This window comes from Bradyrhizobium sp. BWA-3-5 (assembly GCF_032917985.1).
Classification (GTDB): domain Bacteria; phylum Pseudomonadota; class Alphaproteobacteria; order Rhizobiales; family Xanthobacteraceae; genus Bradyrhizobium.
Map to the genome: position 1 here is coordinate 4358017 of NZ_CP136626.1, position 25345 is coordinate 4383361.

The window sequence follows — 25345 nt, forward strand, 5'->3', positions numbered from 1 at the left end:
CAGGATCTCCTTGCAGGAGATCCACCATGCTCACTTGGCGGCGACAACCATGGGTACAGCCATCGCAACCGGCGAACCATTATAGGCGAAGGTGCCCACCCCCGGCAGGGTCTGATCCGCAGAGCCACCCATCGAGGGCCCAGCCAGGATAAAGGCGAAGGCGAGGATGAAGCTGAGGGTCCGCATCTGACTGTCTCCGGTGTCGGTAGCCAGCATCGCCAGCTCGTTGGTCACCCTGATAACCACCGGCTGTTTCCGCACCTCTGCGCCAAAATGGAAAATGGTTTCATTGCCCTGGAGAATTGTTTCGTCGGCCGCGTCAGACGAAACAATGGCGGGAAAAGCTCAATGAATTCAGTTGCGATGGCGTCGGCGGCAATAACCAGGCGGAACCCGTGAACCGCCCCTTGCGGTGCGCTTTGGCCCTTGCCCAATGGGTTAGAACAGCCTTGGGCGGCGGTTTATCGGGTGAACCGCAGGCCGTCGCCGGCCGACTCAATCGAGCAGCTCGCGCAACTTTGCGCGCGTTGGCGCGTTCTGATCCCTTCCTCAACAAAGGACAGCCGTCGTGGGTAATGGCAACAATGATGTTGGCAGTGCAACGGCGACCCGCAAATCCGGCCAGCCGGTGGTTGAAGTTTTGTGTGGGAATAACGGCCCCGAACCGCGGATCCATCCTTCGGTGAAGACCGAGCGCCAAGAAAAGAGCTCCGTGCATGCCGCGGGCCCTTGTGGCGCGATGTCGCAGCAAGGCAGCGAATTTCGCGGCAATGTCTCGGCGCCGCAACAATTCGTGCATCTGGTCGGCTGCCGCGACCGCAAGGACGGGGCGGGCCAGGAGGCCCGCCCATATTCCAATCCGCTCAAACGGTAAGCTTGAGGTTCTGATCCCGGATCGAGGCTTACTGAATGAATTCACCGCATTTTTGAATGGCGGTATCGGTTGCGCCCCACGGCATGATCGGCACCGAGGACGTCGAGTTTTTCGGCGAGCCTTCGATCAGGCGATCCGAATAGACCATGTAGACCAGCACGTTGCGCTTGGCGTCGCAGCCGCGGACGATCTGCATCTTCTTGAAGAACAGCGACCGGCGCTGGCGGAACATGTCGTCGCCCTGCTCCAGTTTGTGCTTGAACTTGATCGGGCCGATCTGGCGGCAGGCCAGCGAAATATCAGAGACTTCTTCGGCTAGCCCAAGCCAGCCCTTGAAGCCGCCCTTTTCCGGCACCGTGAAGTGACAGGCCACGCCCTCGACCTCGGGATCGTCAAGGGCATAGGTCGCCAGCTTGTCGTTGGGACTGAGCCATTTGAAGACCGTGGAGCGGCGGAAAATCAGGTCGGGCTCCTCCGCGGCCGACGCCGGGGCGGCCTGCCACATCGTCAGCGCCAGCACCGCCAAGGCCAATAGTCTCCACTTCCTGTCACACTTAACGACGGCCTTGGATGTCATTGATATCTCCGCTGAAGGGCATGCCGCCTATGTAGTGCCGGAATGTCGCACAGGAAGGCCATGGTGCTGACGCGACGGTGCGATATCACCTGAAACGTCCGATCGGCCGTTTAACGGAATGTGAGGCTTTCTTGCTACGATCGGGGCGAAAAGCGCTGAAATTAGAAGGCCTACGCTGGTGAACGCTTTTCCCCTCTGCGACACAAATGAATTGGCAGGACAGTAGATTCGAGTAGCCGGATTTGAGGTAATGCGCGTGAATGGGCATCGGTTTTTCAGTGCGAATAGTGCGGGCGCGACCATTTCGAAACAACGATTTTGGCAGATTGCGATATTGACCGCGGCCGGCTCCGTCGTGGCCGCTACCCAGGCTGATGCCGCCACGATGTTCTACTGGCAGGATTCCGACCCCAGCTATTACCGGCCCATGCCGCCGGTGCAGCCGCGCAAGCCCAAGGTGCGCCGGCCGTCCGCTAAGTCCGCGGCGGCCGTCAAGGAAATCAACGCCAAGCCGCAGGGGCCGCTGATCATCGCGGTCTCGATCGAGCAGCAGAAGCTCCGCGTCTATGACGCCAAGGGTCTTTTCGCCGAGAGCCCGGTATCGACGGGCATGAAGGGGCATTCGACCCCGATGGGCGTATACAGCGTCATCCAGAAACACAAGATGCACCGCTCCAACATCTATAGCGGGGCGCCGATGCCTTACATGCAGCGCATCACGTGGTCGGGGGTCGCGCTGCATGCGGGCGTGTTGCCGGGCTATCCGGCATCGCACGGCTGCATCCGCATGCCGATGGCCTTTGCCGTGAAGATGTGGAACTGGACCCGGATGGGCGCCCGCGTGATCATTACGCCCGGCCAAATCACGCCTGCCAATTTCGCGCACCCGTTGCTGGTGGCGCAGAAGGTCGTACCGCAACCCCTCCTCGCCGATGATCCGGCGAATGATGCGCCCGCGGTGAAGAGCGACAAGGGCGCGGACGCCGGCGGCGCCATCAAGGCCGCGAATTCGCAGGCCGGCCTCGATCTTCGCCCGACCGTCGGACACGCCGCGCCGCTGCGCGAACAGACCCACACCGCTGATGCCAGCGGCGCGCTGCCGGCCGCCAATGCCGTCGTATCCGATGCGTCAAGCGTGGAAACCAAGGCTGATACAGCGAAGTCGGAGCCGGCAGCCAACGCGGCTGACACCGGCGAAGCCACCAAGACGGAAGTCATCGCAAGCGAGGGTATGAAGGCCGACGAAGCGAAGGCCGAAGCCAAGACTCCCGCGACCGAGACATCAGCTGAGAAGGTCGCCGAGCGTGCCAAGACAGGCGCCGGTGCACCGGCAGCGCCGGCTGTTTCGCCCGACGCCAAGAAGGATTCGTCGCGTCTGCCCGGCGCGGAAAAGGCTGCCAAGGCCGAGGCGCCCCGGCGCGCCGGCCAGATTGCGGTCTTCGTGAGCCGCAAGGATTCCAGGCTCTATGTCCGCGAGAACTTCAAGCCGCAGTTTGAGGCGCCAGTCACGATCGCCCCCAGCGACCGGCCGCTGGGCACGCACGTCTTCACCGCCGAGACCGACAAGACCGACCCCAATCTGTTGCGCTGGTCCGTGGTCTCGCTGCCCGTCACAGCCCGTAGCGCCGCCCGCACCGAGGAGGACGGACGCACCGCCGGCCGCAAGAAGGCTGCCACTGCCGAGGCCAAGCCGTCGCCAGTGCCGAACAGCCCGGCCGAAGCGCTCGACCGCATCAGCGTCGCGCCAGAGGCGATGGCGCGGATCGCCGAAGTGCTCTCCACCGGTGCCTCGATCATCGTGTCCGATCTCGGCGTCAACCAGGGCGGCGAGACCGGCGAAGGCACCGACTTCATCGTCCCGCTGCGGTAGTTTTCATAACGCCTTGTTGAGGGGCTGACGGCGCAGCCGTGCGGTATGCTTTGCTCCATCGAACCACCAGCCGGAGCGCGTCTCATGATGAACCGTAGAAGCATGATGACTGCTGCGCTGGCCGCGATCGCAGCCGTCAGCTCAACCAGGCAATCGCTGTCACAGGCCGGCATGAGCCGGATTACGGCCTACGCGTTTTCATTTCCGGGCCTCGCCGGCGGCGACATCCGCCTTTCCGAATTCGCCGGCCGGCCGATGCTGATCGTCAACACCGCCTCGCTCTGTGGCTACACGCCGCAATATGGCGGACTGCAGCAATTGTGGAGCGAGTTCGGTGACCGCGGCCTGATGATCATCGGCGTGCCCTCCAACGATTTCGGCGGCCAGGAACCCGGCGGCGCGAGCGAGATCACCGCGACAACGCAGAACCACCACGTCACCTTTCCAATCGCCGGGAAGGCTGCCGTCCGCGGTCCGAACGCGCATCCATTCTACAAATGGGCGGCAGAGGCACGGCCGAAGGATGTTCCACGTTGGAACTTCCATAAATACCTGATCGGGCGCGACGGCTATATCGCCGATGTCTTCCCGGAATCCGTCGAGCCCGTAGATACACGGGTGAAAACCGCGATCGCGCGAGCGCTGGCTGCATCCTGAACGCACCACTCCGCAAACAAATCGGCTGGGCGTAACCGCGGCGGGTTGCGTTGGCGGGCCGGCTCCAACTAGGCTACTATCTGCTTCGGGGCAGACCGGATCACGGCGGCGCCGCGACCGGGTGCGGGATTCAACTTTGAGGAAAACAAGATGCGTGTTGCGGCAGGGATGATCTTTGCAGGCGCGATTTCGCTGTTGGCATCGAGCGCGGCGTGGTCGCAGGCACTGCCCGCGAAAGGCGCGGCGGCCGCTCCCCAGGCAGCCCCGGCTCCGGCCCCAGCCCCCGCTCCGCCGCCGGCCCCGGTCTCGACCCGCCCGCCCTGCAATAATCCCGACGCCCTCGGCATCGGCCGCACCGTCGAGATCGATACCACCGGCGGTCCCGGCTTCGGCTTCGAGCACTTCAAGGAGCTCGACTTCCTGCGCGACAAGGAGGTCGTGCTGACCTTCGATGACGGCCCGTGGCCGGTGAATACGCCCTCGGTGCTGAAGACGCTCGCTGAAGAATGCACCACCGGCATCTTCTTCCCGATCGGCAAGCACGCCACCTACCATCCGGAAATCCTCAAGCAGGTGATGGCGGCCGGCCACTCGATCGGATCGCACACCTGGTCGCATGCCGCCCTCGTCAACAAGAAACTGACCGAGCAGCAGCGCAAGGATGAAATCGAAAAGGGGTTCAGCGCCGTGAAATGGGCGCTTGGCGGCAAGGCGCCGGCGCCGTTCTTCCGCTTCCCCGCGCTGCAGCACCCGCCGGAGATGGTGACCTATCTCGGCGAACGCAACATCGCGATCTTCTCCTGCGATCTCGACTCCTTCGACTTCAAGGCCAGCAAGGCGCAGACCATTATCGACACCGTGATGCGCAAGGTCGAGAAGAACGGCAAGGGCATCATCCTGATGCACGACTTCCAGAAGCACACCGCCGAAGCCCTGCCCGAGCTTCTGAAGAGGCTGAAGGCCGGCGGCTACAAGGTGGTCGCGATGCGCGCCAAGACGCCGGTGCAGACGCTGGCGCAATATGACGAGGACATCGTCAAGGATTTGAAGCTGCCGACCGTGAGTTCGCGTCCGGTCTCCAGCGTCGTCCAGACGATCTCGGAATAACGCACGCCGCCGTGCCGGCGCTGCGTATCGAAGGTTATGTCATCGTTTCCGCGGACGGCATGCTGGCCGACGCGCGCAATGTCATGCCGAATGAGCTGAAGTTCGAGGGCGACAAGGCGTTCTTCACCGCCGCCCTCGACCGTGCCGACCTGATCCTGCACGGCCGCAACTCCTACGAGGACCAGCCGAACTCGCCGCGCCGCAAGCGCATCATCCTGACGCGGCATGTCGATGCGATCACGCCCGATCCGGCCAATCCGAAAGCGACCTTGTGGAATCCGGCCGGCGCTTCGTTTGAAGCCGCCTGCCATCATGCCGGCGTTGATACCGGCACCGTCGCTGTCATCGGTGGGCCCGGCGTGTTCGGCATGTTCATGGACCGCTACGACGAATTCTGGCTGTCGCTGGCGCCGCACGTCCGCCTTCCCGGCGGTGAGCCTTGCTTCCCCGGCGTGCCCACGCGGTCGCCGCAGGACGTCCTGGCCGCCCACGGCCTGCGCGCCGGCGAGCCGCAGATGCTGGACGCCACCCATGAGGTCAGCGTCACGCCATGGCAGCGCATCGCTTAAGCGGCGACTCTCGCCTTCCAGTCCTGATCAAGAGTTTGATGCTGGTCCGTCAGCGCGGCTTGCCCGATCTAGATATCCCCGTAGGCCGCCTCGTTCGGCCGCGGCCCCTTGCCGTAGCCGGCGATCATGAACAGCGCGCCGATGATCGACAGGTTCTTCAGGGCGTCGATCAGCGCCTTGGCATTCTCGGGCGCCGGCTGATTCCAGAAATCATGGAAATAGAAGGTCGCGCCGATCACGAAGAAGATCAGGAGGATCGCGAAGAAGCGTGCGCCGAAATTGACCGCGATCATCAGGCCGGCAAGAATTTCAAAGCCGCCGGCGCCGATCGCCAGCAGTTGCGGCAACGGCATGCCCGTCATGGTCTCGAGCTGCGAGGTATAGGGCGTCAGCATTGCCGGAATGGTTATCTTGGAGGCGATGTAGTCCGCCGTCGGCTGTATCGCGAACAGCTTGGTCGTCCCCGTGTACATGAAAAGCACGGCGAACAGGACTCGCCCGAAGGTAACTAACGCTGGCATGGGATTGGCCTCACTGAATGGCATGCAAAATTAGCAGGCGGCACGAAACGATTATGGGCGTTTCGTCCTTGCTTTTCAAACGCTCAAATCGAAACCGCCCGCGCAGGAGCCTGCGCGCCTGCAACCAGACCTCTCTATAGGAGTAGAACCAAGGCGCTTTGTTGATCATAGCCATTCGAGCCATGCATGCCCCGGACGTGATCCGGGGACATGTATGGTTCGCGAAGAAAACGCGTCAGAACAAAGGCAGATGCCAGCTCTGGTTCGGCTCGAACAGATCTAGCCGAACAGGGTCGGCTGCTGGCGCCCGGCTCGTTCCTGGGCTTCGACGGCGGCAACCGCCGTCATGTTGAGGACGCCGCGCGCCGTGACGCCCGGGGTGAGGATATGCGCCGGCCGCGCTGGTCCGATCAGGATCGGGCCGACCGGCAACGCGTCCGCCAGCGTCTTGATCATCTGATAGGCGACGTTGGCGGTGTCGAGGTTCGGCATCATCAGGATGTTGGCGTCGCCTTCCAGGTTCGAGTGCGGCAGCACGAGTTTTCGTGCCGCAGCCGAAAGTGCGGTGTCGCCCTGCATCTCGCCGTCGGCCTCGATCTCCGGATGCTTTTCCCGAAGCAGCGCGGTGGCGCGGCGCATCTTGCGCGAGGATTCGGTATCGTAGCTGCCGAAGTCGGAATGCGACACGAAGGCGATGCGCGGCTTCATGTTGAAGCGCTGCACATGGGTGGCCGCGAGCGAAGCCACTTCCGCAAGTTCCTCGGCACTCGGGTTGGGCCGCACCTGGGTATCGGCGATGAAATAGGAGCCTTTGCTGGTGATCATCATCGCGAGCGCGGCGAAATCGCTGACCCCCGGCAAAAAGCCGATGATCTCGCGGACGTGGCGCAGATGGCTCATATAGCGGCCTTCGACGCCGCACAGCATCGCATCGGCCTCGCCGCGCATCACCGCCAGCGCAGCGATCACGGTGTTGTTGGTGCGAACCACCGTGCGTGCAGCTTCGGGCGTGACGCCGCGCCGCCCCGCCACGTCGATATAGGTCTGCACATAGGAACGGTAGCGCGGATCGTCCTCGGGATTGACGAGGTCGAAATCCTGCCCAGCCTTGATCGAGAGGCCGAACCGCTTGATCCGGGCTTCCACCACTGACGGCCGCCCGACCAGGATCGGCCGCGCCAGCTTCTCTTCCAGCACGACCTGCGTGGCGCGCAGCACGCGCTGGTCCTCGCCCTCGGCATAGATCACGCGCACCGGCTGGGTCTTGGCCTTGGCGAATACCGGTTTCATGGTCAGGCCGGAGCGGAAGGCGAAACGCTCAAGCAGCGCCTTGTATTCCTCGAAATTCTTGATCGGGCGCGTCGCCACGCCGGATTCCATCGCGGCCTTCGCCACAGCGGGTGCGATTCGCAGGATCAGCCGCGGATCGAACGGGCTCGGGATCAGCGAGCCCGGACCGAAACCCTGCGCCTCGCCGCTGTCAAAGCCCTGCGCCACCGCATCCGACGGCGGGTCGCGCGCGAGCTGCGCGATGGCCTCGACCGCGGCATGCTTCATTTCCTCGTTGATGGTGGTGGCGCCGACATCGAGCGCGCCGCGGAAGATGAACGGGAAGCACAGGACGTTGTTGACCTGGTTGGGGAAGTCGGAACGCCCGGTGCAGATCATGGCGTCGGACCGCGCCTTGCGCGCCTCGTCCGGCATGATTTCCGGATTGGGATTGGCCAGCGCCATCACCAGCGGCTTGTCAGCCATCGCCTGGACCATCTCGGGCTTCAGCACGTTGGGAGCGGACAGCCCCAGGAAGATATCGGCGCCGCCGATCACGTCAGCCAGCACGCGAGCATTCGTCTTCTGCGCATAGACCGCCTTCCAGCGGTCCATCAGCGTGTTGCGGCCCTCGTGAACGACGCCGTCGATGTCGCAGACCCAGATGTTCTTGCGCTGCGCGCCCATCGACACCAGGAGATTGAGGCAGGCGATCGCCGCGGCGCCCGCGCCCGAACAGACGATCTTCACCTCCGGCAGCTTCTTGCCGTTCAGCAACAGGCCATTGACGATGGCGGCGCCGACGATGATGGCGGTGCCATGCTGGTCGTCATGGAAGACCGGGATCTTCATGCGCTCCTTGAGCTGCGCCTCGATCTCGAAACACTCCGGACCCTTGATGTCCTCGAGGTTGATGCCGCCGAAGGTCGGCTCCAGCGCCGCCACCGTCTCGACCACGCGCTCGATGGTGTCGGCGGCGATCTCGATGTCGAACACGTCGATGCCGGCGAATTTCTTGAACAGGACCGCCTTGCCTTCCATGACGGGCTTAGAAGCCAGCGGACCGATATTGCCGAGCCCCAACACCGCGGTACCGTTGGAGACCACGGCGACCAGATTGGCCCGCGAGGTCAGCGACGCCGCTTCTGCCGGATTGTTGGCGATATCGGTGCAGGCCGCAGCCACCCCGGGCGAATAGGCCAGCGCGAGGTCGCGCTGGTTGGCGAGCGGCTTGGTCGCCTGGATCTCAAGTTTGCCCGGGCGCGGCAGCCGGTGATACGCAAGCGCCGCGGAGCGGAGATCTTCAGAAAAGGACGACATACACTCCCCCCACGGGTTTCAACGACCCCGAATTACGTGCCGAGGCCGATCTTCATTCGAACCGTCGGTTTTGCGGCAGATTGAGCTGGATGTGAAGCACGGGCAACCACTTGGATGCAACATCCGCCAGCTTTCCCATCAACAGGGCATCGACGCATAGCAGCAAAGCCGGTAGCATAATTTCCTCCCTACCCCGTCCCCCTGACCGGCATTATGGCAATTTTGTCTCCGCAGATGCCGGCGTCCGGAGCACAACGAATGGCAAAAATACTGCTGGGTCTGGTCGCCGCGGTCGTGATCGCGGTGGGCGGCTTCTTCGGCTTCGAATTTTACACGCAGCACCGGGTTGCCCGCGAGGTGGAGACCGCGTTCGAGCAGATCAGAGCCTCCGGCGGCAAGGCCAGCCACGGCAAGGTTTCGTTCGACCTGAAGAGCCGCACGCTCCGGATCGACGATATCGCGACGGAGTCGGCCACGCAGCCGCCGGTTCGCGTGAAGGTCGCCAGTATTATCGCCGCCGGGGTCGCCCAGCCGGACGCCGGCCGGTTCTCCGCCGATACGATCGAGGCATCGGACCTGGAGATCGGCAGCAGCATTCCCGGCCAGACGGAGGGGAAACTCGCCTACAAGATGCCACGCATCGTCATGACGGACTATTCCGGCCCCGCCAGCGTCGCGCACCCGCCGGCGTCGGCATCCCTCGTTGATGCCTACCGATCCGGATTGCAGCAATTCGCGGCGATATCAGCGACATCGGTGTCCGCCCCCAGCATTACGGGGACGATGAACTTCGGCAGCGCCATGTCGGGCGAATTCGCCTATTCCGGCATGACTTTCAAGGACATCAGGGACGGCAAGATCGCCGCAATGGATATCGAGCGCGCCAGCTTTACGGTCAATACGCAACAGGGCGGCAAGCCCGACAAGATGACCGGCGAAATCGCCAATATCGACTGGCGCGACTTCGACGCCAGCGCGATCGCCGCCACGCTCGACCCGCAAAAAAGCAGCGAGGATCGCTATCTCCGCGCCTACGGCAAGATGACGGCCGGCCCCTACGCCGTCACTTCGGCGCAAGGCGTTCGCATGCGCATCGATGCGATGACAGTCGATGAAATCGCGTTGCGTCCGTCGCGGCTGCAACTGCCGGAACTGCTGGCCATGATCCAGACGGCTGGAGACGCGCCGCCCTCGCCGGCGCAGGCGCGCGAGCTGGTCGAAAAGGCGGCCACGATCTACGAGGGCATGCGCGTCGACAGAGCCGAGATGCGCGGCCTCGCGGCCGAAATGCCGCAAGGTCCGTTCAAGCTCGCGGCTGTTAGGTTCAACCTGGAAGACGGCAAGATCGGCGAGTTTGCCATGGAAGGGCTTGATACCAACACGCCGAAAGGCCCACTCAAGCTCGGACGTTTCGCGCTGAAATCGCTGGATATCGCCAATTTCATACGGCTGTCGGCACAGTTCACAAATCCCGCGCAGGCGCCTTCGCCCGAACTGATCGCGGGGCTGTTTCCCCTGATCCAGGGCGTCGAGGTCAAGGCTGTCACGGCGCCATTCAAGAACACCGGCAAGTTCGTCAATCTCGACAGATTCGATGTGAACTGGGGCCAGTTTGTCGGACCAATCCCGAGCAAGCTGCGCGTCACCGCCAAGATGACGACGCCGGTCGATGCGAGCGACCCGGCCATGCGGCAGCTGGTGGCGGCGGGCATCGATCCGCTTTCAGTCGACGGCGATATCGGCGCGGAATGGACCGAAGCGCCGCGCAGCTTCGTGGTGGACGCCCCGAAACTGGAGATCGGCGGCGTGCTGAAGGCATCCGCGCGGATGACGCTCGCCAACGTGCCGCGGCAGGTATTCTCGGCCAATGTAGTCCAGGCGGCGAGCGCGGCCGCGCAGATCGAGGCCGGCGCGATCGAACTTACGGTGCGCGATCTCGGCAGCGTCGATCTCGGCATCGTGCAATACGCCCGCGCCGAGAACGTCAGCCGCGAGGAGGCGCGCAAGGCGATCGTCGAGAGCATCAAGGCAAGCAGCGAGGAGGTTGCCACCAATCCGGATGCCGTGAACGCCGTGCAGGCGCTGGCGCGCTTTGTCGAGACTCCGGGGCAAACGCTGGTGATCAAGTTCACGCCGCTCGGCAAGGTGCCGGCGATGCAGCTCTTTCAGATGCTAAAGACCGACCCGCTGATCGCGCTGGCGCAATTCCGGATCGAGGCTTCCACCGGCCTGTGAGCATGATGAGGTCAGGTTCGCGGGCGGTGCTGCGTTGACCGCCCCAACAAAATATCGAAAACAACCCCATGCACAGTAGCCGTCAAGGGCAAGGTGGCAGGCGATTGACCGAACCTGACCTCACTAGACCCTAGCCCTTGTCCGGCAGATTGAGCCGGATGTGGAGTTCGCGGAGCTGCTTGGTCGTGACTTCCGATGGCGCGCCCATCAGGAGGTCGACGGCCTGCTGGTTCATCGGGAACAGCGAGATCTCGCGTAGGTTCGTGGTGCCGCAGAGCAGCATCACGATGCGATCGACGCCAGCCGCCATGCCGCCATGCGGCGGGGCGCCGTACTGGAACGCGCGGTACATGCCGCCGAACCGCTCGACGACGTCCTTCTCGCCATAGCCCGCGATCTCGAACGCCTTCACCATCGCTTCCGGCTTGTGGTTGCGGATGCCGCCCGAGGCGATCTCGTAACCGTTGCAGACGATGTCGTACTGGAACGCCTTGATGGTCAGCGGCTCCTTGGTCTGCAGCGCTTCGAGGCCGCCCTGCGGCATCGAGAACGGGTTGTGCGAGAAGTCGATCTTCTTCTCGTTCTCGTCATACTCGTACATCGGGAAATCGACGATCCAGGCGAGTTCGAACCGGTCCTTGTCGACCAGGTTCAACTCCTCGCCGACCTTCGTGCGCGCCAGGCCGGCAAACTTCCAGAACTTGTCCGGATCGCCGGCGACGAAGAAGGCGGCATCGCCTTCCTTCAGGCCGAGCTGGCTGCGGATCGCAGCGGTCCGCTCCGCGCCGATGTTGTTGGCGAGCGGCCCCGCGCCCTCGCCACCCTCGCGCCACATGATGTAGCCGAGGCCCGGCTGTCCCTCGCCCTGCGCCCAGGAATTCATGCGGTCGCAGAACGCGCGAGAGCCGCCGCCGGGTCCCGGGATCGCCCAGACCTGGTTCTTTGGATCTTCCAGCATTCGCGCGAACACTTTGAAGCCGGAGCCGCGGAAATGTTCGGAGACGTCCTGCATCTCGAGCGGGTTGCGCAGATCGGGCTTGTCGCTGCCGTATTTCTTCACGGCTTCCGCAAACGGAATCCGCCGCCAGCCCTTTGTCACCGGCTTGCCTTTGGCGAACTCCTCGAACACGTCCGTCAGGACGGGCTCCATCGCGGCGAACACGTCGTCCTGCGTGACAAAGCTCATCTCGACGTCGAGCTGATAAAACTCGCCCGGCAGGCGGTCGGCGCGCGGGTCCTCGTCGCGGAAGCACGGCGCGATCTGGAAGTAGCGGTCGAAGCCCGACATCATCAGGAGCTGCTTGTATTGCTGCGGCGCCTGCGGCAGCGCATAGAACTTGCCAGGATGGATGCGCGACGGCACCAAAAAGTCCCGCGCCCCTTCCGGCGAGGACGCCGTCAGGATCGGGGTCTGGAACTCGAAAAAGCCCTGCTCCTTCATCCGCCGGCGCATCGAATCCACGATCGCGCCGCGCGTCATGATGTTCTGATGGAGCTTCTCGCGGCGCAGATCGAGGAAGCGGTATTTGAGGCGGATGTCCTCGGGGTATTCCTGCTCGCCGAACACCGGCAGCGGCAGCTCGGCCGCCGGCCCGAGCACCTCGATCTCGTTGACGTAAACCTCGACCGCACCGGTTGGCAGTTCCGGATTGTCGGTGCCCTCGGGGCGCTTGCGCACTTTGCCGTCGATCCGCACCACCCATTCCGAGCGGAACTTTTCCACTTCCTTGAAGGCCGGCGAGTCCGGGTCAGCCACGCACTGCGTGATGCCGTAATGGTCGCGCAGGTCGATGAACAGCACGCCGCCATGGTCGCGGATGCGATGGCACCAGCCGGAAAGACGGGCGGTCTGCCCGATGTCGCTCTCGCGGAGCGCGCCGCATGTGTGTGACCGGTAGCGATGCATGGTAGTCCCAAGAACTGATGTCGGAGGAATCGAATCGGCGGGCCCAAAGCCCTTTCCCGAAGTTGCGGAGGGTTTACCCGACGAGGCCGGGGGCGGCAACCAAGGGAACGGCCGGTTTTGCTCGGAAATCGCAGATTTTCGGCGGCCAAGCTCGGTCCTTAGGCGCGAACCGTTTGCCTATTCCGGGGTCGCGCCTATCTTTAGGCGATGACCGTCCATTTCCCGTTCCAGAACACCTATTCGGCCCTGCCGGCGAACTTTTTCGCCCGCGTGGCGCCCACGCCGGTGGCCGCCCCTCGCCTGATCAAGCTGAACCGGGCCCTGGCGGTCCACCTCGGCCTCGATCCTGACGTGCTGGAGAGCCCGGAGGGCGCGGAAATCCTCGCCGGAAAGCGCCTGCCGGAGGGGGCCGATCCGATCGCCATGGCGTATGCCGGCCACCAGTTCGGCCAGTTCGTGCCCCAACTCGGCGACGGCCGGGCCATTCTGCTCGGGGAAGTCATCGACAAGGACGGCGTCCGCCGCGACATCCAGCTTAAGGGCTCAGGCCCGACCCCATTCTCGCGCCGCGGCGACGGCCGCGCCGCGCTCGGGCCGGTGCTGCGCGAATACATCGTCAGCGAGGCGATGTTCGCGCTCGGTATCCCCACCACGCGTTCGCTCGCCGCCGTCATGTCCGGCGAGCGCGTTCAGCGCGAGAGGATGCTGCCGGGCGCGGTGCTCACGCGCGTTGCCGCCAGCCATATCCGCGTCGGCACCTTCCAGTTCTTCGCCGCGCGCGGCGACACCGACGGCGTGCGGGCGCTCGCCGATCACGTCATCGCCAGGCATTATCCTGAAGTGGCGGCGGCCGAGCGCTCCTATCACGAACTCCTTGCCGGCGTCGTTGCCCGCCAGGCCGACCTCGTCGCGCGCTGGCTTCTGGTCGGCTTCATCCACGGCGTGATGAACACCGACAACACTTCGATATCCGGCGAGACCATCGACTACGGCCCCTGCGCCTTCATGGACGCGTATAACCCGGCTCAGGTGTTCTCCTCGATCGACGAGCTCGGCCGCTACGCCTATGCTAATCAGCCGCGGATCGCGCTGTGGAATTTGACGCGTCTCGCCGAATGCCTGCTGCCGCTGCTTGCCGACGCCCAGGACAAGGCGATCGAGCAGGCGCAATTCATCCTCGGTGAATTCGCCGAAAAATTCACCGCCGCCTATCAGGCCGGGCTGCGCAAGAAGATCGGCCTGTTCACGGCGCAAGATGGCGATGAGGCGCTGGTGCAGGATCTGCTCGACGCCATGGCAAAGAACGAGGCCGACTTCACCCTCACCTTCCGCCGCCTCAGCGATGCCGCCGGCGATGGCGCTGACGACAAGGTCAGGGATCAGTTCACCGACCCCGCGGTCCTCGACGAATGGGCCGCGCGCTGGCGCAAGCGCCTTGCCGACGAGCCGCAATCACCCGCCGAGCGGCAAGCTGCGATGCGCGCAGTCAACCCGGCCTTCATCCCGCGCAACCACCGCGTCGAAGCGGTGATTGCGGCGGCCGTGAACGACGACTACGCGCCGTTCGAGGAATTGCTAACGGTGCTCGCGAAGCCGTACGAGGATCAGCCGGCGTTTGTGGCCTATGCCGAGCCGCCGTTGCCGGACCAACGCGTGCTGCGGACGTTCTGCGGAACTTAAGACGCTGCAAGCTCTCACTCGCGCGCGATCGCCGCGTCGAGCCACGCACAGTTTAAGGCCGCGACGTTCGGATCGGGGGCACGGATGCCGCGGGCGGCTGCGGAAAGCCGCATGTCCCGCATCCTCTTGCGCTGCTCCTCCGGCATATGAAGGCGCTCATGTCCCCATAGCGACGGACCATCGAAGGTCTCGTGGGGCTGCCAGGTTGCCGGATCGATCACCCGGCCCGCCCAGCCATACTCGACGAAGAAGCCCGACGGTGTGTTGACGTAGAACGAGGTCATATGGTCGTTGGTGTGACGACCGAGCGTGTAGGCGATCCGTCCCTCCTCGAGCTGCGCCAGATCGTAGCCCTGGCCGACATCGTCGAGCTGGCCCACTTCGAGCATGAAATGGTGCAGCGCCCGACGCCCCGCTCCTACCATGGCGAAGCTGTGGTGCCTTCCGTTGACGTGAAAGAAATAGAGCTTGTACGGCTTGAGCCCGAAGTCGGAGACCTTAAAGCCCAGGAGATCACGGTAGAATGGCAGCAGTGGCTCGACGTCCTCGACGCTGAGGACGACGTGCCCCATACCGAGCGCGCCCGTCCGGAAGCCTGAGATCGGCCGACCCGGCTTGAAAGGGCTCGAGGCCAACGCCGGCTTGCAAAAAGCTTCGAGCGGATTGCCTTCCGGATCACGAAACGAGATCAGCTCCTCGACATGACGTTGGTCGGCGAGCGCCCGCGTCCCGCGCGTCACCGCAATACCGTGATCGTCGAGCCGGGCCGCCAGACGATCGAGTTCGTCGTGCGTTGCCACCTCCCAGCCCATCACAGATAGCCCGGCGTCGCTGCTGCCATCGACAATCAGCCGCTGCTTGCGGTCATCCATGCGAAACGCGCGTACCTTGCCGCCGCGATCGACCTGCTCCATGCCGAGCAGGCCGGTCGCCATCCCGCTCCACAAGTCCAGTTGGGAGGACAGAATCCCGATATAGCCCAAGGCGGTAATTTCCATGTCAGTTCCTTCTCGGGATCGCAGCGACAATGCCTGTTGGCTACCGATCGTGCGAACGCGTGGTGTAAGGTGCGGATCCTGCCAACTGCCTCGTCGATGCTGAGGCGACGGGATAGGCAGCACAAGGGAGGTTTCGGAAGTGTCCAAGGAGCGGACGCGATCAGGAAAACCGCGGCGGTCGGAGGGCGTGCGCGCCTTCAAGCGCGGCCTCGATGTACTGCACGAGGTGAACCGCTCGGGCGGAATCCGGGCAGGCGAGGTCGCGCGTCAGCTCAACCTGCCGCGGCCCACGGTCTATCGGCTGCTCGAAACCCTGGAAGAGCTGGGCTATGTCGCGCGCAGCGCCAGCGACGACCGCTTCAGGGTGACGCGGCGAGCCAGCAGCCTTGGCGACGGCCATCATCCCGGCATGCTGATCTGCCAGGCCGCTGCGCCCTATCTTGCCGAACTCAGCAAGCGCCTGGTCTGGCCGGTCGACCTGTCGACGTACGAGAATGCCGCGATGGTGATCCAGGAAACCACCCATTCGCGCAGCCCGTTATCGATCGATCGCGGCATGATCGGAAAGCGGCTGCCGATGCTGCGGACCTCCGCCGGGCGCGCCTATCTTGCCGCCTGCCCGGCGGCCGAGCGCGACGTCATTCTCCACCATCTGCGGCGCATCGACGATCCAGAGGACCGGCCGTTCCTCGACGACTCTTATCTTGCGCGGATGGTCAAGGAGACGATGCAGCGAGGCTATGCCGTCCGCAGCAAGGGGGAGTTCAACGCAAAAACCTCCAGCATCGCCGTACCCGTGGTCCGTGCCGGCGTCGTCCTTGGCTGCATCTCCATCATCTGGATCAGGTCGGCGCTTTCGCTCAACGAGGCCGTCGCAGGCTTCGTGGAGCCGATGCAATCGGCCGCCACCGAGATTCCGGTCACCTCCTGAGGTCGGGCGTCCGCTCCGCGGACAGTGTTGGCGCGGAGGTTGAAGCGCCGCCCCGGCTGCGAACAGATGGCGCGATGAACATTCGCCGCGCCCATAGGCCTTCCTTCGACGTCGCCGTGGTCGGCCTTGGACCCGTCGGATCGACGCTGGCCAACCTGCTCGGCCTGTGCGGCGTTAACACGCTCGTGCTGGAACGCGAGGCGCAGGCCTATCACCTGCCGCGCGCCGTCCATTTCGATGACGAAACGATGCGCGTGTTTCAGACCATTGGCCTCAGCGATGCGATCCTGCCCCATGTGATCCTCAGCCCGGGCATGCGATTCGTCGACGCCGACGGGCGCTTGGTGCTCGATTGGCCACGGCCGGCCGAAATCACCCCGATGGGCTGGCATCTCAGCTATCGCTTCCATCAGCCGGACCTCGAAAAGGTGCTGAACGATGGCCTGCGGCGCTGGCCGCATCTCGTGGTCCGCAACCGGTGTGACGTGTTTGCACTCGACCAGGACGAACAGGGGGTCCGCGTCAGATATGAAGACCTCGACACCGGCCGGCTCGCGGAAGCGCGCGCCCGCTACGTCATCGGTTGTGACGGCGCAAGGTCACTGGTGCGTCGTTTCATGGGATCGGCGATGGACGATCTCGGATTCCATGAACGGTGGCTCGTGATCGATGCCCTGCTCAAGCGCGAGCGGCCCGATCTCGGCGACCACAGCATCCAGTTTTGCAATTCGAAGCGTCCGGCCACGTATGTCCGAGGGACAGGTAACCGCCGGCGCTGGGAGATCACGGTCCGTCCGGATGAGCAGGTGCAGGCGGTCACGCAAACGGAGCAGATCTGGCAGTTGCTCGCCCCCTGGATTTCGCCTGACGATGCCGTGCTCGAACGGGCCGCGGTCTATACCTTTCACTCGACGATCGCGAAGCGTTGGCGCAACGGCCGGCTGCTGCTGGCCGGCGATTCCGCGCATCAAACGCCTCCCTTCCTCGGTCAGGGAATGTGTGCGGGCATCCGCGATGCGGCCAATCTCACATGGAAACTGTATGCCGTTCTTTGCGGGGATGCCGAAGCAGACCTGCTCGACACCTATGAAAGCGAGCGATCTCCGCATGTCAGGGAGTTCATCGAGCTCGCAATCCGTCTCGGCGGCCTGATCAATACCAAGGCGATCGAGGCCGGGCTGGCGGCGGGCCAGCCGCGCGACAACGCCGCCGCCAAACTGGACGTCCAAAAGCCGCTTCTGGGTCCCGGACTTGCAGCCGGACATACGGCTCTTCTCGGCAGACCCACGCCGCAATTCCTGCTTTCGGATGGACGGCGAACCGACGACCATGTCGGTTATCGCCACTGCCTGCTCGCCGAATCCGCCTTTCTGGCAGGCCTATCTCAGGCTGCACATTCCACGCTGGCCAAGGCCGGCATCACCGTCATCGGCAGCAACGAAGCTGCAGGTCTCGGCCCCTGGCTTCTGCAGCAGGATGTCCGCGCCGTCATGGTGCGGCCCGATCGCTACGTGCTCGGCGCAGCGCGGAACGAGAGCGACTTCGCCGCACTGCTGGCTGCCGTCCAAAGTCCTGCCGTCCCGTCGGTGACGGCGAAATACTCACTTGCATAGCGTTTGGAAGTTACGATGAAGCTCTTGTCATTCACTGCAAATGGTCGTCCGAGCTACGGCGTTCTGGCGAATGGAGGTGTGGTCGACCTCGGCCGCCGTTTCGCGCCGGAAGGCGCCGCAACACTCCGCGAATTTATCGCGAGCGGCCGACTTTCTGATGCAGCACGGCTGGCATACTCCGCTCAGGCCGACCATCACCTCGACGAGATCAGCTTTGCGCCGGTCATTTCCGATCCGGGCAAGATCATCTGCGTCGGCCTGAACTACCGCGATCATGTCGAAGAGACCGGCAGGACGGTGACGGAGAAACCGGCCCTGTTCGCGCGCTTTCCGTGCAGCCAGGTCGGACACTTGCAGCCGCTCGTGAAGCCGAAAGTGAGCGACGATTTCGACTACGAGGGGGAACTGGCAGTCATCATCGGTGCAGCAGGCCGGCACATCCCGCCTGCGCGCGCGCTTCAGCATGCCGCCGGCTACGCCTGTTACAACGAGGGCAGCATCCGCGACTGGCAGCGCCATACCAGCCAGTTTCTAGCGGGCAAGTCCTTCGCGGAAAGCGGCAGCTTTGGGCCGTGGATGGTGACGGCGGACGAAATTCCCGACCCTTCAAAGCTCACGCTCCAGACACGGCTCAACGGAGCAGTGGTGCAAAACACCGCAACCGACCTCCTCATCACGCCCGTACCCGAGCTGATCGCCTACATCTCCACGATCTTCCCTCTCGCGCCGGGCGACGTCATCGTCACGGGAACGCCGGGCGGAGTCGGCGCCAAACGCACCCCGCCCTTGTGGATGCGCCCCGGTGACACCGTCGAGGTCGAGATCAGCGGCATCGGTATCCTGCGCAACAACGTCGTCGCGGAAGCGGCCTAACCGACCAACGCCGGCGCCAGGCGCGGCGAAATCCAACAACATCCAGTGGAGAAAACGACGTGGGCTATTATCGCACATCGGCAATGACCATCGGGCTGCTCGCAGTCATCCTCTCCGCGTCGTCGGCGCAGGCCGAGATTAAGGGCGATGCCATTCGCATCGGGGTGCTCACCGACATGAACGGCGTGTTCGCCACCGCGATGGGAGCAGGATCGGTCGAGGCCGCGCGAATGGCCGCGGAAGAATTCGGAGGCAAGATCAACGGCAAGCCGATCGAGATCCTGCAAGCCGATCATCAGAACAAGCCGGATATCGCGACCTCGCTGGCACGAAAGTGGTTCGAGCGGGACGGCCTTCAGGCGATCGCCGACGGCGGCAGTTCGGGCTCCGCGCTGGCAGTCCAGGAGCTGGTGCGTGCCAATGGAAAGATCTTCCTGATCTCCGGCGCCGGCGCCAATCAATTGACCGACGAGGCCTGCGCACCGACCAGCGTGCAATGGACCCAGGACGCCTATTCGACGGCCACAGCGGTCGTGTCAGGGATCATGCAGAACAGCAAGGAGCCATGGTTCTTCATCACCGGTGACTACGCATTCGGGCACTCGATCGAAACCACGGCCCGCGCCCGGATCGCCGAACTCGGCGGCAAGGTTGCCGGCAGTGTGAAGGCGCAACTGGGCACGCCGGATTACAGCTCCTTCCTGTTACAGGCACAGGCGTCGGGCGCCAAAATACTGGCGATCAACGTCGCCGGTGACAACGCGACCGCCATCAAGCAGGCCGAGGAATTCGGCCTGGCCAGCCAAGGCATCAAGATTGTGCCGATGTCGTTCCAGAACGTGGACATCCAGGCGATCGGGCTTAAAGCGACCAAAGGTGATCTCATCGTTACCAGCTTCTTCGAGGACGTATCCCCGGCCGCGCGCCGCTTCTCCGATGCATTCTTCGCACGCAGGAACGCGATGCCTTCGCAGATCCAGGCTGGCGTCTACTCCGCGGTCCGCCATTATCTGCAGGCAGTGAAAGACGCGGACAGCGACGATGGCACGATCGTCATGGCAAAAATGAAAGCAACGCCGGTATCGGACGCCTACACCCCGAATGGCAGAATCCGCGAGGACCAACGCATGGTGCACGACCTCTATCTCGTTCAGGTCAAATCGCCCGAGGAATCCAAGCGCCCATGGGATTTCGTCAAACTGGTCGCAACCATCCCTCCGGACCATGCGTTCCGGCCGCTCGACCGCAGCAAGTGCAGTCTGGTCGGCAAGTAGCGGGTGGAGAGTGCGGTGATACTCATCTGCGTTAACCGCAATCCTTAAGCGCTCATCCACCATCACCACACGCGGCACCTCTCCCCGTTCCACAAATTAACAAACGGTCAACGCGCTCCCACAAATCTAACGGCATATTAGGGAGAATTGCCGTGGACGCCTTTGCCTTCGAATTCATGGGAATGGTGATGATTGCGCTCTGCCTTGCCGTGCTTGCGATCCCGTCAGGCCGGCGCCGGTCTCGGCACATCGGTTACGAGTAAGGCTTGGAAACTCTCAAAATCGACCATGCCCCTGCGAGGCGGCATTGCTCTAGCCATCCCATTGCTCTGGCCATCCCAGGATATACGTATTATACGTATAATTCTGAGACTTCAATGAAGGCTATCGGCAATGGTCAAGACCACCGCCCTGGAATTCCAGCGCAAGTTCGGTGAATTCCAGCATAAGGCGCAACGCGAGCCCGTAGAGATTACACGGCACGGCCGGCGCGAGTTCGTGCTGGTGTCGGCTGAACAATATGATTGGCTTACCGCTGCCGCCAAGCGCACCCATCGGACATCAGATGCAACGTCGGTGATTATCGATGCGGTGGAGCGTGGACTCCGAACACGCCAAGCTCGACGACCTCTTGAAGTGAAGCCAGCAGCGTGACGTTTCCCGATCTGAAGCCGGGGCCTATCGTCCGCTACAACTATCTCTGATCTCACGAGGCAGCCGCCGGACGTGATCAAGGAAAAGACCGTCCCGCCTGCCTCGTCGCCGCGAGCGATAGTCCGACGAAACCGCGCTTTGTAGTGGTGTTGCCGATCACGCACTCGCCGCCGGGCGCCGACACGGTCGGCGTCGAAATACCCACGAAGGTCAAGCACGCCCAGGGCCTCGATGACGCGCCGAGCTGGGTGATCGTTTCCGAATACAAGGTTGACGAATGGCCAAATGCTGGGCTGTCGCCACTGCCCGGGCGGTCGGGCGTGTTCAGCTATGGCTTCATCCCGCCCGGCCAGTTCGCCCAGATCAAGGCGAAGTTTCTTGAGCTGGCGCGACAGAACAAGGGCCGTGCCGTGCGGCGCTGACCCGGATTCTGAAAGACCGGCAGACCGCCAACGGGAGAGCACCGGCCCGGCCCCGATTGGGACGCAAAAAAGCCGTGTTCAGGCTCAAATGCGGGGCTCAAATCCTTCGGGACACCCTTGACATATCAGCGTTTTCGGCAGAACGCCTTACCCGCGCGTCATGGATTGTTCATGGATCTGATCACTACCACTTCGGACCTCGCCGCGGCCTGCTCCCGGCTCGCCCAGCACAAGGTCATCACGGTCGATACCGAGTTCCTGCGGGAGACGACCTACTACCCCCTGCTCTGCGTCGTGCAGATGGCGAGCCAGGACGAGGCCGTCGTGATCGACACGCTGGCGCCCGGCATCGACCTCAAGCCGTTCTTCGAGCTGATGGGCAACGAGGCGGTGCTGAAGGTGTTTCACGCCGCCCGCCAGGACATCGAGATCGTCTGGCACCAGTCCGGCACCATTCCGCATCCGATCTTCGATACGCAGGTCGCCGCGATGGTGCTCGGCTATGGCGACAGCATCGCCTATGACCAGCTCGTCGAGCGTGTCACCGGCCATCGGCCCGACAAAACCCACCGCTTCACCGACTGGTCGCGCCGGCCGTTGACACCCGAGCAGATGCATTACGCGGTCTCCGACGTCACCCATCTGCGCGACGTCTTTGCGGCGCTCGACGCCGACCTGAAGAAGCGCGGCCGCAACGACTGGGTCAGTGAGGAGATGGAAATCCTGACCTCGCCGAAGACCTATGATTTCCATCCCGAGCGCGCCTGGGAGCGGCTGAAGACGCGGGTGCGCAAGCCGAAGGAGCTTGCGGTGCTGATGGAAGTCGCGGCCTGGCGCGAGCAGGAAGCGCAAAGCCGTGACGTGCCGCGCTCGCGCGTCCTGAAGGACGATGCGGTCGGCGACATCGCCACCCACGCCCCGACCTCGCTGGAGCGCCTCGCCGGTCTGCGCTCGCTGCCGAAGGGCTTTGACCGTTCGAAATGGGGCACCGACATTATCGCCGCCGTGCAGCGCGGCCTCGCCCGCGATCCGCACATGCTGCCGAAGATCGAAAAGCCGCGCGGCAATTCCAATGGCGCGGCCACCGTCGAGCTTCTGAAGGTGCTGCTGCGCATGACGTCGGAACGCCACGCCGTCGCCAGCAAGGTAATCGCGACCGTCGACGATCTCGACCAGATCGCGGCCGACGATCATGCCGACGTGCCGGCGCTGCACGGCTGGCGCCGCGAACTGTTCGGCGAAGCCGCGATTGCGCTGAAGCACGGCCGGCTGGCGCTGGCGATCGAGCGAGGCCGCGTCGTCAGGGTGGATCGAGCCTAAAGCACACTGTCCAATTGCGTTCCCCGGATGCTGCGCAGCGCGCCGCACTTGCGGCGTGATGCGCTGCCGATCCGGGGTCCATGCTGCGGCCGTGGGTCCCGGTTCTGCGAAGCAGTGCTACGCGCTGCATCGCGTCCGGGACAAGAACGAGCCTACCACTTCAATTCCAGCCCCAGCGTGCCCTGGTGCGACTGCATCGCGGCGCGGAATTTGCCGTCGTAATTGACGTAGAGCCGCGCGGTGTTGGTCAGGCTCAGCGAGGCCGAGCCGCCGGCATCGGCGCCGTAGCGGCTCTCGCCGATGCCCTGCAGGGTCAGGCTCTGGCCGCCGAGGCTGACGGTGATGTCGGAGAAATTCTGCACGAGGTTGTCGACGAACTTGCCGTAGCCCGACACATCCAGAATCTTGCCGTCGAATATCCAGTAGCGGCCGACCTCCGCGCCGATCATCACCCGTCCGCGCTGCACGGTGGCGCCGGTCGCCGACACCGGATCAAGCCCGCCGATCTCCTGCAGCGTGCCGGTCTGGGCGCGGACATATTCGAACGCAGCCTTGGGCACGACGCGGTATTGGTCCTTGGTCCAGTAATAGCTGATCTCGCTGAGCACGCCGTCGAGCCGCGCATTGTATCCGGCGGTCGCGAGCCCAAAGCCGGTGTCGCGGCGTGAACGGATGTTGCCGAAGCCGTGCACCACCGCGCTCGCCCAGGTCCACGGCCCGCTATCGACCGAGGCCGTGAAGCCGAGTTGGGTCAGGTCTATCGTCGCCGATTGCAGCGCCAGCGGAATATCGATCGCGGAGCGGCTCTGATCGACCGAGACGCCGATATTGACGCCCGGCGCCACCCGCGCGCCGATCCCGGCGACGCCGCCCCACGTCTTCCTGCTGTCGCCGACGAAATCGCCGACCGCGCCGTTTTTGGTCGAGTTTCCGTAAGTCTCGAACCAGGTCCGGTAGCGCGGCGCTTCGGTGGTCTCGGAGGCGCCGCCGCCGCCTGGATTGGTCCGCTGCAGGCGGTTGAAGCCGTTGCCCGCCTGATTGCCCATCCGCTCCAGGAAATTGCTGCCGAGATTTGTCAGCGCCGCGCCCGATGTCACCGTTGAATTGATCACGGTCGGCGTGGGACTCGGCGTCGGCGATGGCGTGGGTGTCGGCGTGGGCGTTGGCGTCGGCGATTGCGCGTGCGCGGCCGACATGACGGCGATCAGAACGAACGCAACGGCAGCCAGACGCGCCAGCACGCGCCCGGGTCCGATCTCCAGTGCTCGCGAAGGCCGCCGTAAGCCGCGCATGCCGTCCATTCCGAAAGGGCCAAGCGCCGAGGCGAAAAATGCGCAAATGCCGATAATCCGCAACGATTTGCCCCCAGTTGATGCAAAGGGTCAATCGGCGCGCTGCCGAATACGCGGGAATGTTGTCCGCCTGCCACAGCCCGCGACATCAGAACGATTCGCGGCAGGGCGCCAAAACCTTGCGAACGACCAAATTTCGTGTTGCAATCCGCGGTGCAATCGGATTCAGGCCGTTCGACTGTGCGTTTCGCGAGCAGGAAATCTAGCAGCTACCGGGGAGCCCGTTTGTGGCGTGGCACGTGGAGAACGTGGCCGCGTCTTTTTTATGTCTGGACTATCTAGGGAGACATGGCGATGGCGTTGCACAAGGGCACCGTCAAGTGGTTCAACCCCACCAAGGGGTATGGCTTCATCAAGCCGGCGGCCGGCGAGAAGGACGTGTTCGTCCACATCTCGGCTGTCGAGCGCGCGGGCCTCACCACTCTCAACGAAAACCAGCACATCGAGTACGACCTTGTCGAAAATCGCGGAAAGACTTCCGCCGAAAACCTCAAGGTCTCCTAGGAACCGCACCATCTTGAACCCCGGGCACCGCCCGGGGGATTTTCTTTTCAGGCCGCAGCCTTGCACCCCGCGATCTCCTGCAGCTCCGGATAGAAGCGCGCGGTCATGCGGCTGACATAGCGCTTGAGATTATCGTGGCTTGCCGCCGCCCGCTGCAAATCCGATTCGAACAGCGGGCAGATCGCGCTCACCGCGAATGCGAACATGGTGGCGTCGATGCCGGCCGGCGCATGGCCCATGAAGAACGGCTTGTCGCCGAGATAGGCCGCCATCGCATCGATCGAGCGAATGCCGATCGCGGTGATCTCGTCGGCCGAGTGACGGCCCAGCCCCTGGCCGTGCAGCGTCTTGCGTAAGCGCCGGCGGATCATCGAGACGACCACAGGCCGCACCGGTGCGGGCACCCCCTTGAAGAAGTTGACCGGCCCTTTGCGGAAATTATCGTCGAGCATCCAGCGGAAATAGACGGTGGCCCAATAGAGATTGTCCTCCGCCATCTTCTCGAAAGCCCAGGAGATCGCGAGTTGCTCGGCGGTGAGGCCCTGGTCGAAGTCGATGCCGTACTTCTTCTCGAGGTGCCAGCGGATCAAGGTGGAATCGCCGAGCAATTGGCCGTCGTCCTCGATGTAGGGGATCTTGCCCTTAGGCGCCTTCGAAAAGCTCATCAGCGCTTTTTCGAACGGCAGCTTCGACATTCGCAGCAAGGTCTCGGCCTTGGTCACGAACGGGCTTGCGTCGGGAAGGCCGAAATTCGGCCCGGAGCCATAGAGCGTGATCATGGAACCTCGATGTATTTTGCGGGCGCGGCTGCCGCGTTCA

22 protein-coding genes and 1 pseudogene are annotated in these 25345 nt (G+C 63.7%); 15 read left to right on the plus strand and 8 right to left on the minus strand.

The genetic code is table 11. The features are described from left to right. Positions 1-30: 30 nt before the first annotated feature. Positions 31-246, minus strand: coding sequence for a hypothetical protein (locus RX331_RS21145; RefSeq protein ID WP_317251845.1), 216 nt, complete (start codon positions 244-246; stop codon positions 31-33). 322 nt (positions 247-568) lie between these two features. On the opposite strand from RX331_RS21145, the gene RX331_RS21150 reads away from it, so the two are divergent. Next, positions 569-874, plus strand: coding sequence for a hypothetical protein (locus tag RX331_RS21150; protein ID WP_317251846.1), 306 nt, complete (start codon positions 569-571; stop codon positions 872-874). Positions 875-902: 28 nt separating this feature from the next. Here the strand turns inward: RX331_RS21150 and RX331_RS21155 are convergent, their stop codons facing one another. Next, the gene (locus RX331_RS21155; protein ID WP_410708300.1) at positions 903-1379 is read right to left on the minus strand and encodes a CreA family protein; all 477 of its coding nucleotides are present in this window, start codon (positions 1377-1379) and stop codon (positions 903-905) included. A 322-nt stretch (positions 1380-1701) separates the two neighbouring features. Here RX331_RS21155 and RX331_RS21160 point away from each other — a divergent pair, with 322 nt between their 5' ends. The 4 genes from RX331_RS21160 (at position 1702) to RX331_RS21175 (ending at position 5654) form a co-directional block, all read left to right on the plus strand. Beyond that, entirely contained in the window at positions 1702-3321 is a 1620-nt protein-coding gene (locus tag RX331_RS21160; protein ID WP_317251848.1) for a L,D-transpeptidase, read from the plus strand. Between the two features lie 84 nt (positions 3322-3405). Beyond that, on the plus strand, positions 3406-3978 hold the full coding sequence (locus RX331_RS21165; protein WP_317251849.1) for a glutathione peroxidase: 573 nt from the start codon (positions 3406-3408) through the stop codon (positions 3976-3978). A 150-nt stretch (positions 3979-4128) separates the two neighbouring features. After that, positions 4129-5085, plus strand: coding sequence for a polysaccharide deacetylase family protein (locus RX331_RS21170; protein ID WP_317251850.1), 957 nt, complete (start codon positions 4129-4131; stop codon positions 5083-5085). 59 nt (positions 5086-5144) lie between these two features. Further along, positions 5145-5654 (plus strand): dihydrofolate reductase, encoded by a 510-nt coding sequence (locus tag RX331_RS21175; RefSeq protein WP_317258202.1) that lies wholly within the window; start codon positions 5145-5147, stop codon positions 5652-5654. Positions 5655-5722: 68 nt separating this feature from the next. Here the strand turns inward: RX331_RS21175 and RX331_RS21180 are convergent, their stop codons facing one another. Beyond that, a complete protein-coding gene (locus RX331_RS21180) occupies positions 5723-6175 on the minus strand; it encodes a DoxX family protein (protein WP_317251851.1) in 453 nt (150 codons plus the stop codon). A 279-nt stretch (positions 6176-6454) separates the two neighbouring features. Then, entirely contained in the window at positions 6455-8764 is a 2310-nt protein-coding gene (locus tag RX331_RS21185) for an NADP-dependent malic enzyme (protein ID WP_317251852.1), read from the minus strand. Positions 8765-9022: 258 nt separating this feature from the next. Here RX331_RS21185 and RX331_RS21190 point away from each other — a divergent pair, with 258 nt between their 5' ends. After that, entirely contained in the window at positions 9023-10999 is a 1977-nt protein-coding gene (locus RX331_RS21190) for a hypothetical protein (RefSeq protein ID WP_317251853.1), read from the plus strand. 130 nt (positions 11000-11129) lie between these two features. Here the strand turns inward: RX331_RS21190 and aspS are convergent, their stop codons facing one another. Beyond that, the gene (aspS, locus tag RX331_RS21195; RefSeq protein WP_317251854.1) at positions 11130-12905 is read right to left on the minus strand and encodes an aspartate--tRNA ligase; all 1776 of its coding nucleotides are present in this window, start codon (positions 12903-12905) and stop codon (positions 11130-11132) included. Positions 12906-13112: 207 nt separating this feature from the next. Between aspS and RX331_RS21200 the strand changes: the two genes are divergently transcribed. After that, complete coding sequence (locus RX331_RS21200; protein WP_317251855.1) at positions 13113-14585, plus strand: protein adenylyltransferase SelO; 1473 nt, start codon at positions 13113-13115, stop codon at positions 14583-14585. Positions 14586-14599: 14 nt separating this feature from the next. Here RX331_RS21200 and RX331_RS21205 read toward each other — a convergent pair whose 3' ends face one another. After that, positions 14600-15583, minus strand: coding sequence for a VOC family protein (locus RX331_RS21205; RefSeq protein ID WP_317251856.1), 984 nt, complete (start codon positions 15581-15583; stop codon positions 14600-14602). 139 nt (positions 15584-15722) lie between these two features. Here RX331_RS21205 and RX331_RS21210 point away from each other — a divergent pair, with 139 nt between their 5' ends. From RX331_RS21210 to rnd, 7 genes and pseudogenes are all read left to right on the plus strand, one after another. Further along, the gene (locus RX331_RS21210) at positions 15723-16514 is read left to right on the plus strand and encodes a DNA-binding transcriptional regulator (protein WP_317251857.1); all 792 of its coding nucleotides are present in this window, start codon (positions 15723-15725) and stop codon (positions 16512-16514) included. Positions 16515-16588: 74 nt separating this feature from the next. Then, positions 16589-18127, plus strand: a complete 1539-nt coding sequence (locus RX331_RS21215; RefSeq protein WP_317251858.1) for a bifunctional 3-(3-hydroxy-phenyl)propionate/3-hydroxycinnamic acid hydroxylase — start codon at positions 16589-16591, stop codon at positions 18125-18127. A gap of 15 nt (positions 18128-18142) precedes the next feature. Continuing rightward, the gene (locus RX331_RS21220; protein WP_317251859.1) at positions 18143-19000 is read left to right on the plus strand and encodes a fumarylacetoacetate hydrolase family protein; all 858 of its coding nucleotides are present in this window, start codon (positions 18143-18145) and stop codon (positions 18998-19000) included. Between the two features lie 83 nt (positions 19001-19083). Next, positions 19084-20274 (plus strand): ABC transporter substrate-binding protein, encoded by a 1191-nt coding sequence (locus RX331_RS21225; RefSeq protein ID WP_410708301.1) that lies wholly within the window; start codon positions 19084-19086, stop codon positions 20272-20274. A 393-nt stretch (positions 20275-20667) separates the two neighbouring features. Beyond that, entirely contained in the window at positions 20668-20928 is a 261-nt protein-coding gene (locus RX331_RS21230; protein WP_317251861.1) for a type II toxin-antitoxin system prevent-host-death family antitoxin, read from the plus strand. A gap of 125 nt (positions 20929-21053) precedes the next feature. After that, a pseudogene (locus tag RX331_RS21235) lies at positions 21054-21350 on the plus strand (hypothetical protein); the annotation flags it as partial. Between the two features lie 171 nt (positions 21351-21521). Further along, positions 21522-22670 (plus strand): ribonuclease D, encoded by a 1149-nt coding sequence (gene rnd, locus RX331_RS21240; protein ID WP_317251863.1) that lies wholly within the window; start codon positions 21522-21524, stop codon positions 22668-22670. Between the two features lie 152 nt (positions 22671-22822). Here rnd and RX331_RS21245 read toward each other — a convergent pair whose 3' ends face one another. Beyond that, the gene (locus RX331_RS21245) at positions 22823-23962 is read right to left on the minus strand and encodes an autotransporter outer membrane beta-barrel domain-containing protein (RefSeq protein WP_317251864.1); all 1140 of its coding nucleotides are present in this window, start codon (positions 23960-23962) and stop codon (positions 22823-22825) included. A 354-nt stretch (positions 23963-24316) separates the two neighbouring features. Here RX331_RS21245 and RX331_RS21250 point away from each other — a divergent pair, with 354 nt between their 5' ends. Beyond that, on the plus strand, positions 24317-24526 hold the full coding sequence (locus RX331_RS21250; RefSeq protein ID WP_317251865.1) for a cold-shock protein: 210 nt from the start codon (positions 24317-24319) through the stop codon (positions 24524-24526). 47 nt (positions 24527-24573) lie between these two features. Here RX331_RS21250 and RX331_RS21255 read toward each other — a convergent pair whose 3' ends face one another. Next, complete coding sequence (locus RX331_RS21255; protein ID WP_317251866.1) at positions 24574-25305, minus strand: glutathione S-transferase family protein; 732 nt, start codon at positions 25303-25305, stop codon at positions 24574-24576. Positions 25306-25345 lie beyond the last annotated feature (40 nt).

Coding starts and splice junctions, on each gene's coding strand:
- RX331_RS21215 (WP_317251858.1), top strand. CDS start 16,589: ATGAACATTCGCCGCGCCCATAGGCCTTCCTTCGACGTCGCCGTGGTC.
- RX331_RS21185 (WP_317251852.1), bottom strand. CDS start 8,764: ATGTCGTCCTTTTCTGAAGATCTCCGCTCCGCGGCGCTTGCGTATCAC.
- RX331_RS21230 (WP_317251861.1), top strand. CDS start 20,668: ATGGTCAAGACCACCGCCCTGGAATTCCAGCGCAAGTTCGGTGAATTC.
- RX331_RS21165 (WP_317251849.1), top strand. CDS start 3,406: ATGATGAACCGTAGAAGCATGATGACTGCTGCGCTGGCCGCGATCGCA.
- RX331_RS21160 (WP_317251848.1), top strand. CDS start 1,702: ATGCGCGTGAATGGGCATCGGTTTTTCAGTGCGAATAGTGCGGGCGCG.
- RX331_RS21205 (WP_317251856.1), bottom strand. CDS start 15,583: ATGGAAATTACCGCCTTGGGCTATATCGGGATTCTGTCCTCCCAACTG.
- RX331_RS21175 (WP_317258202.1), top strand. CDS start 5,145: ATGCTGGCCGACGCGCGCAATGTCATGCCGAATGAGCTGAAGTTCGAG.
- RX331_RS21190 (WP_317251853.1), top strand. CDS start 9,023: ATGGCAAAAATACTGCTGGGTCTGGTCGCCGCGGTCGTGATCGCGGTG.
- RX331_RS21255 (WP_317251866.1), bottom strand. CDS start 25,305: ATGATCACGCTCTATGGCTCCGGGCCGAATTTCGGCCTTCCCGACGCA.
- RX331_RS21225 (WP_410708301.1), top strand. CDS start 19,084: ATGACCATCGGGCTGCTCGCAGTCATCCTCTCCGCGTCGTCGGCGCAG.
- RX331_RS21170 (WP_317251850.1), top strand. CDS start 4,129: ATGCGTGTTGCGGCAGGGATGATCTTTGCAGGCGCGATTTCGCTGTTG.
- RX331_RS21180 (WP_317251851.1), bottom strand. CDS start 6,175: ATGCCAGCGTTAGTTACCTTCGGGCGAGTCCTGTTCGCCGTGCTTTTC.
- aspS (WP_317251854.1), bottom strand. CDS start 12,905: ATGCATCGCTACCGGTCACACACATGCGGCGCGCTCCGCGAGAGCGAC.
- RX331_RS21200 (WP_317251855.1), top strand. CDS start 13,113: ATGACCGTCCATTTCCCGTTCCAGAACACCTATTCGGCCCTGCCGGCG.
- rnd (WP_317251863.1), top strand. CDS start 21,522: ATGGATCTGATCACTACCACTTCGGACCTCGCCGCGGCCTGCTCCCGG.
- RX331_RS21155 (WP_410708300.1), bottom strand. CDS start 1,379: ATGTGGCAGGCCGCCCCGGCGTCGGCCGCGGAGGAGCCCGACCTGATT.
- RX331_RS21245 (WP_317251864.1), bottom strand. CDS start 23,962: ATGCGCGGCTTACGGCGGCCTTCGCGAGCACTGGAGATCGGACCCGGG.
- RX331_RS21220 (WP_317251859.1), top strand. CDS start 18,143: ATGAAGCTCTTGTCATTCACTGCAAATGGTCGTCCGAGCTACGGCGTT.
- RX331_RS21250 (WP_317251865.1), top strand. CDS start 24,317: ATGGCGTTGCACAAGGGCACCGTCAAGTGGTTCAACCCCACCAAGGGG.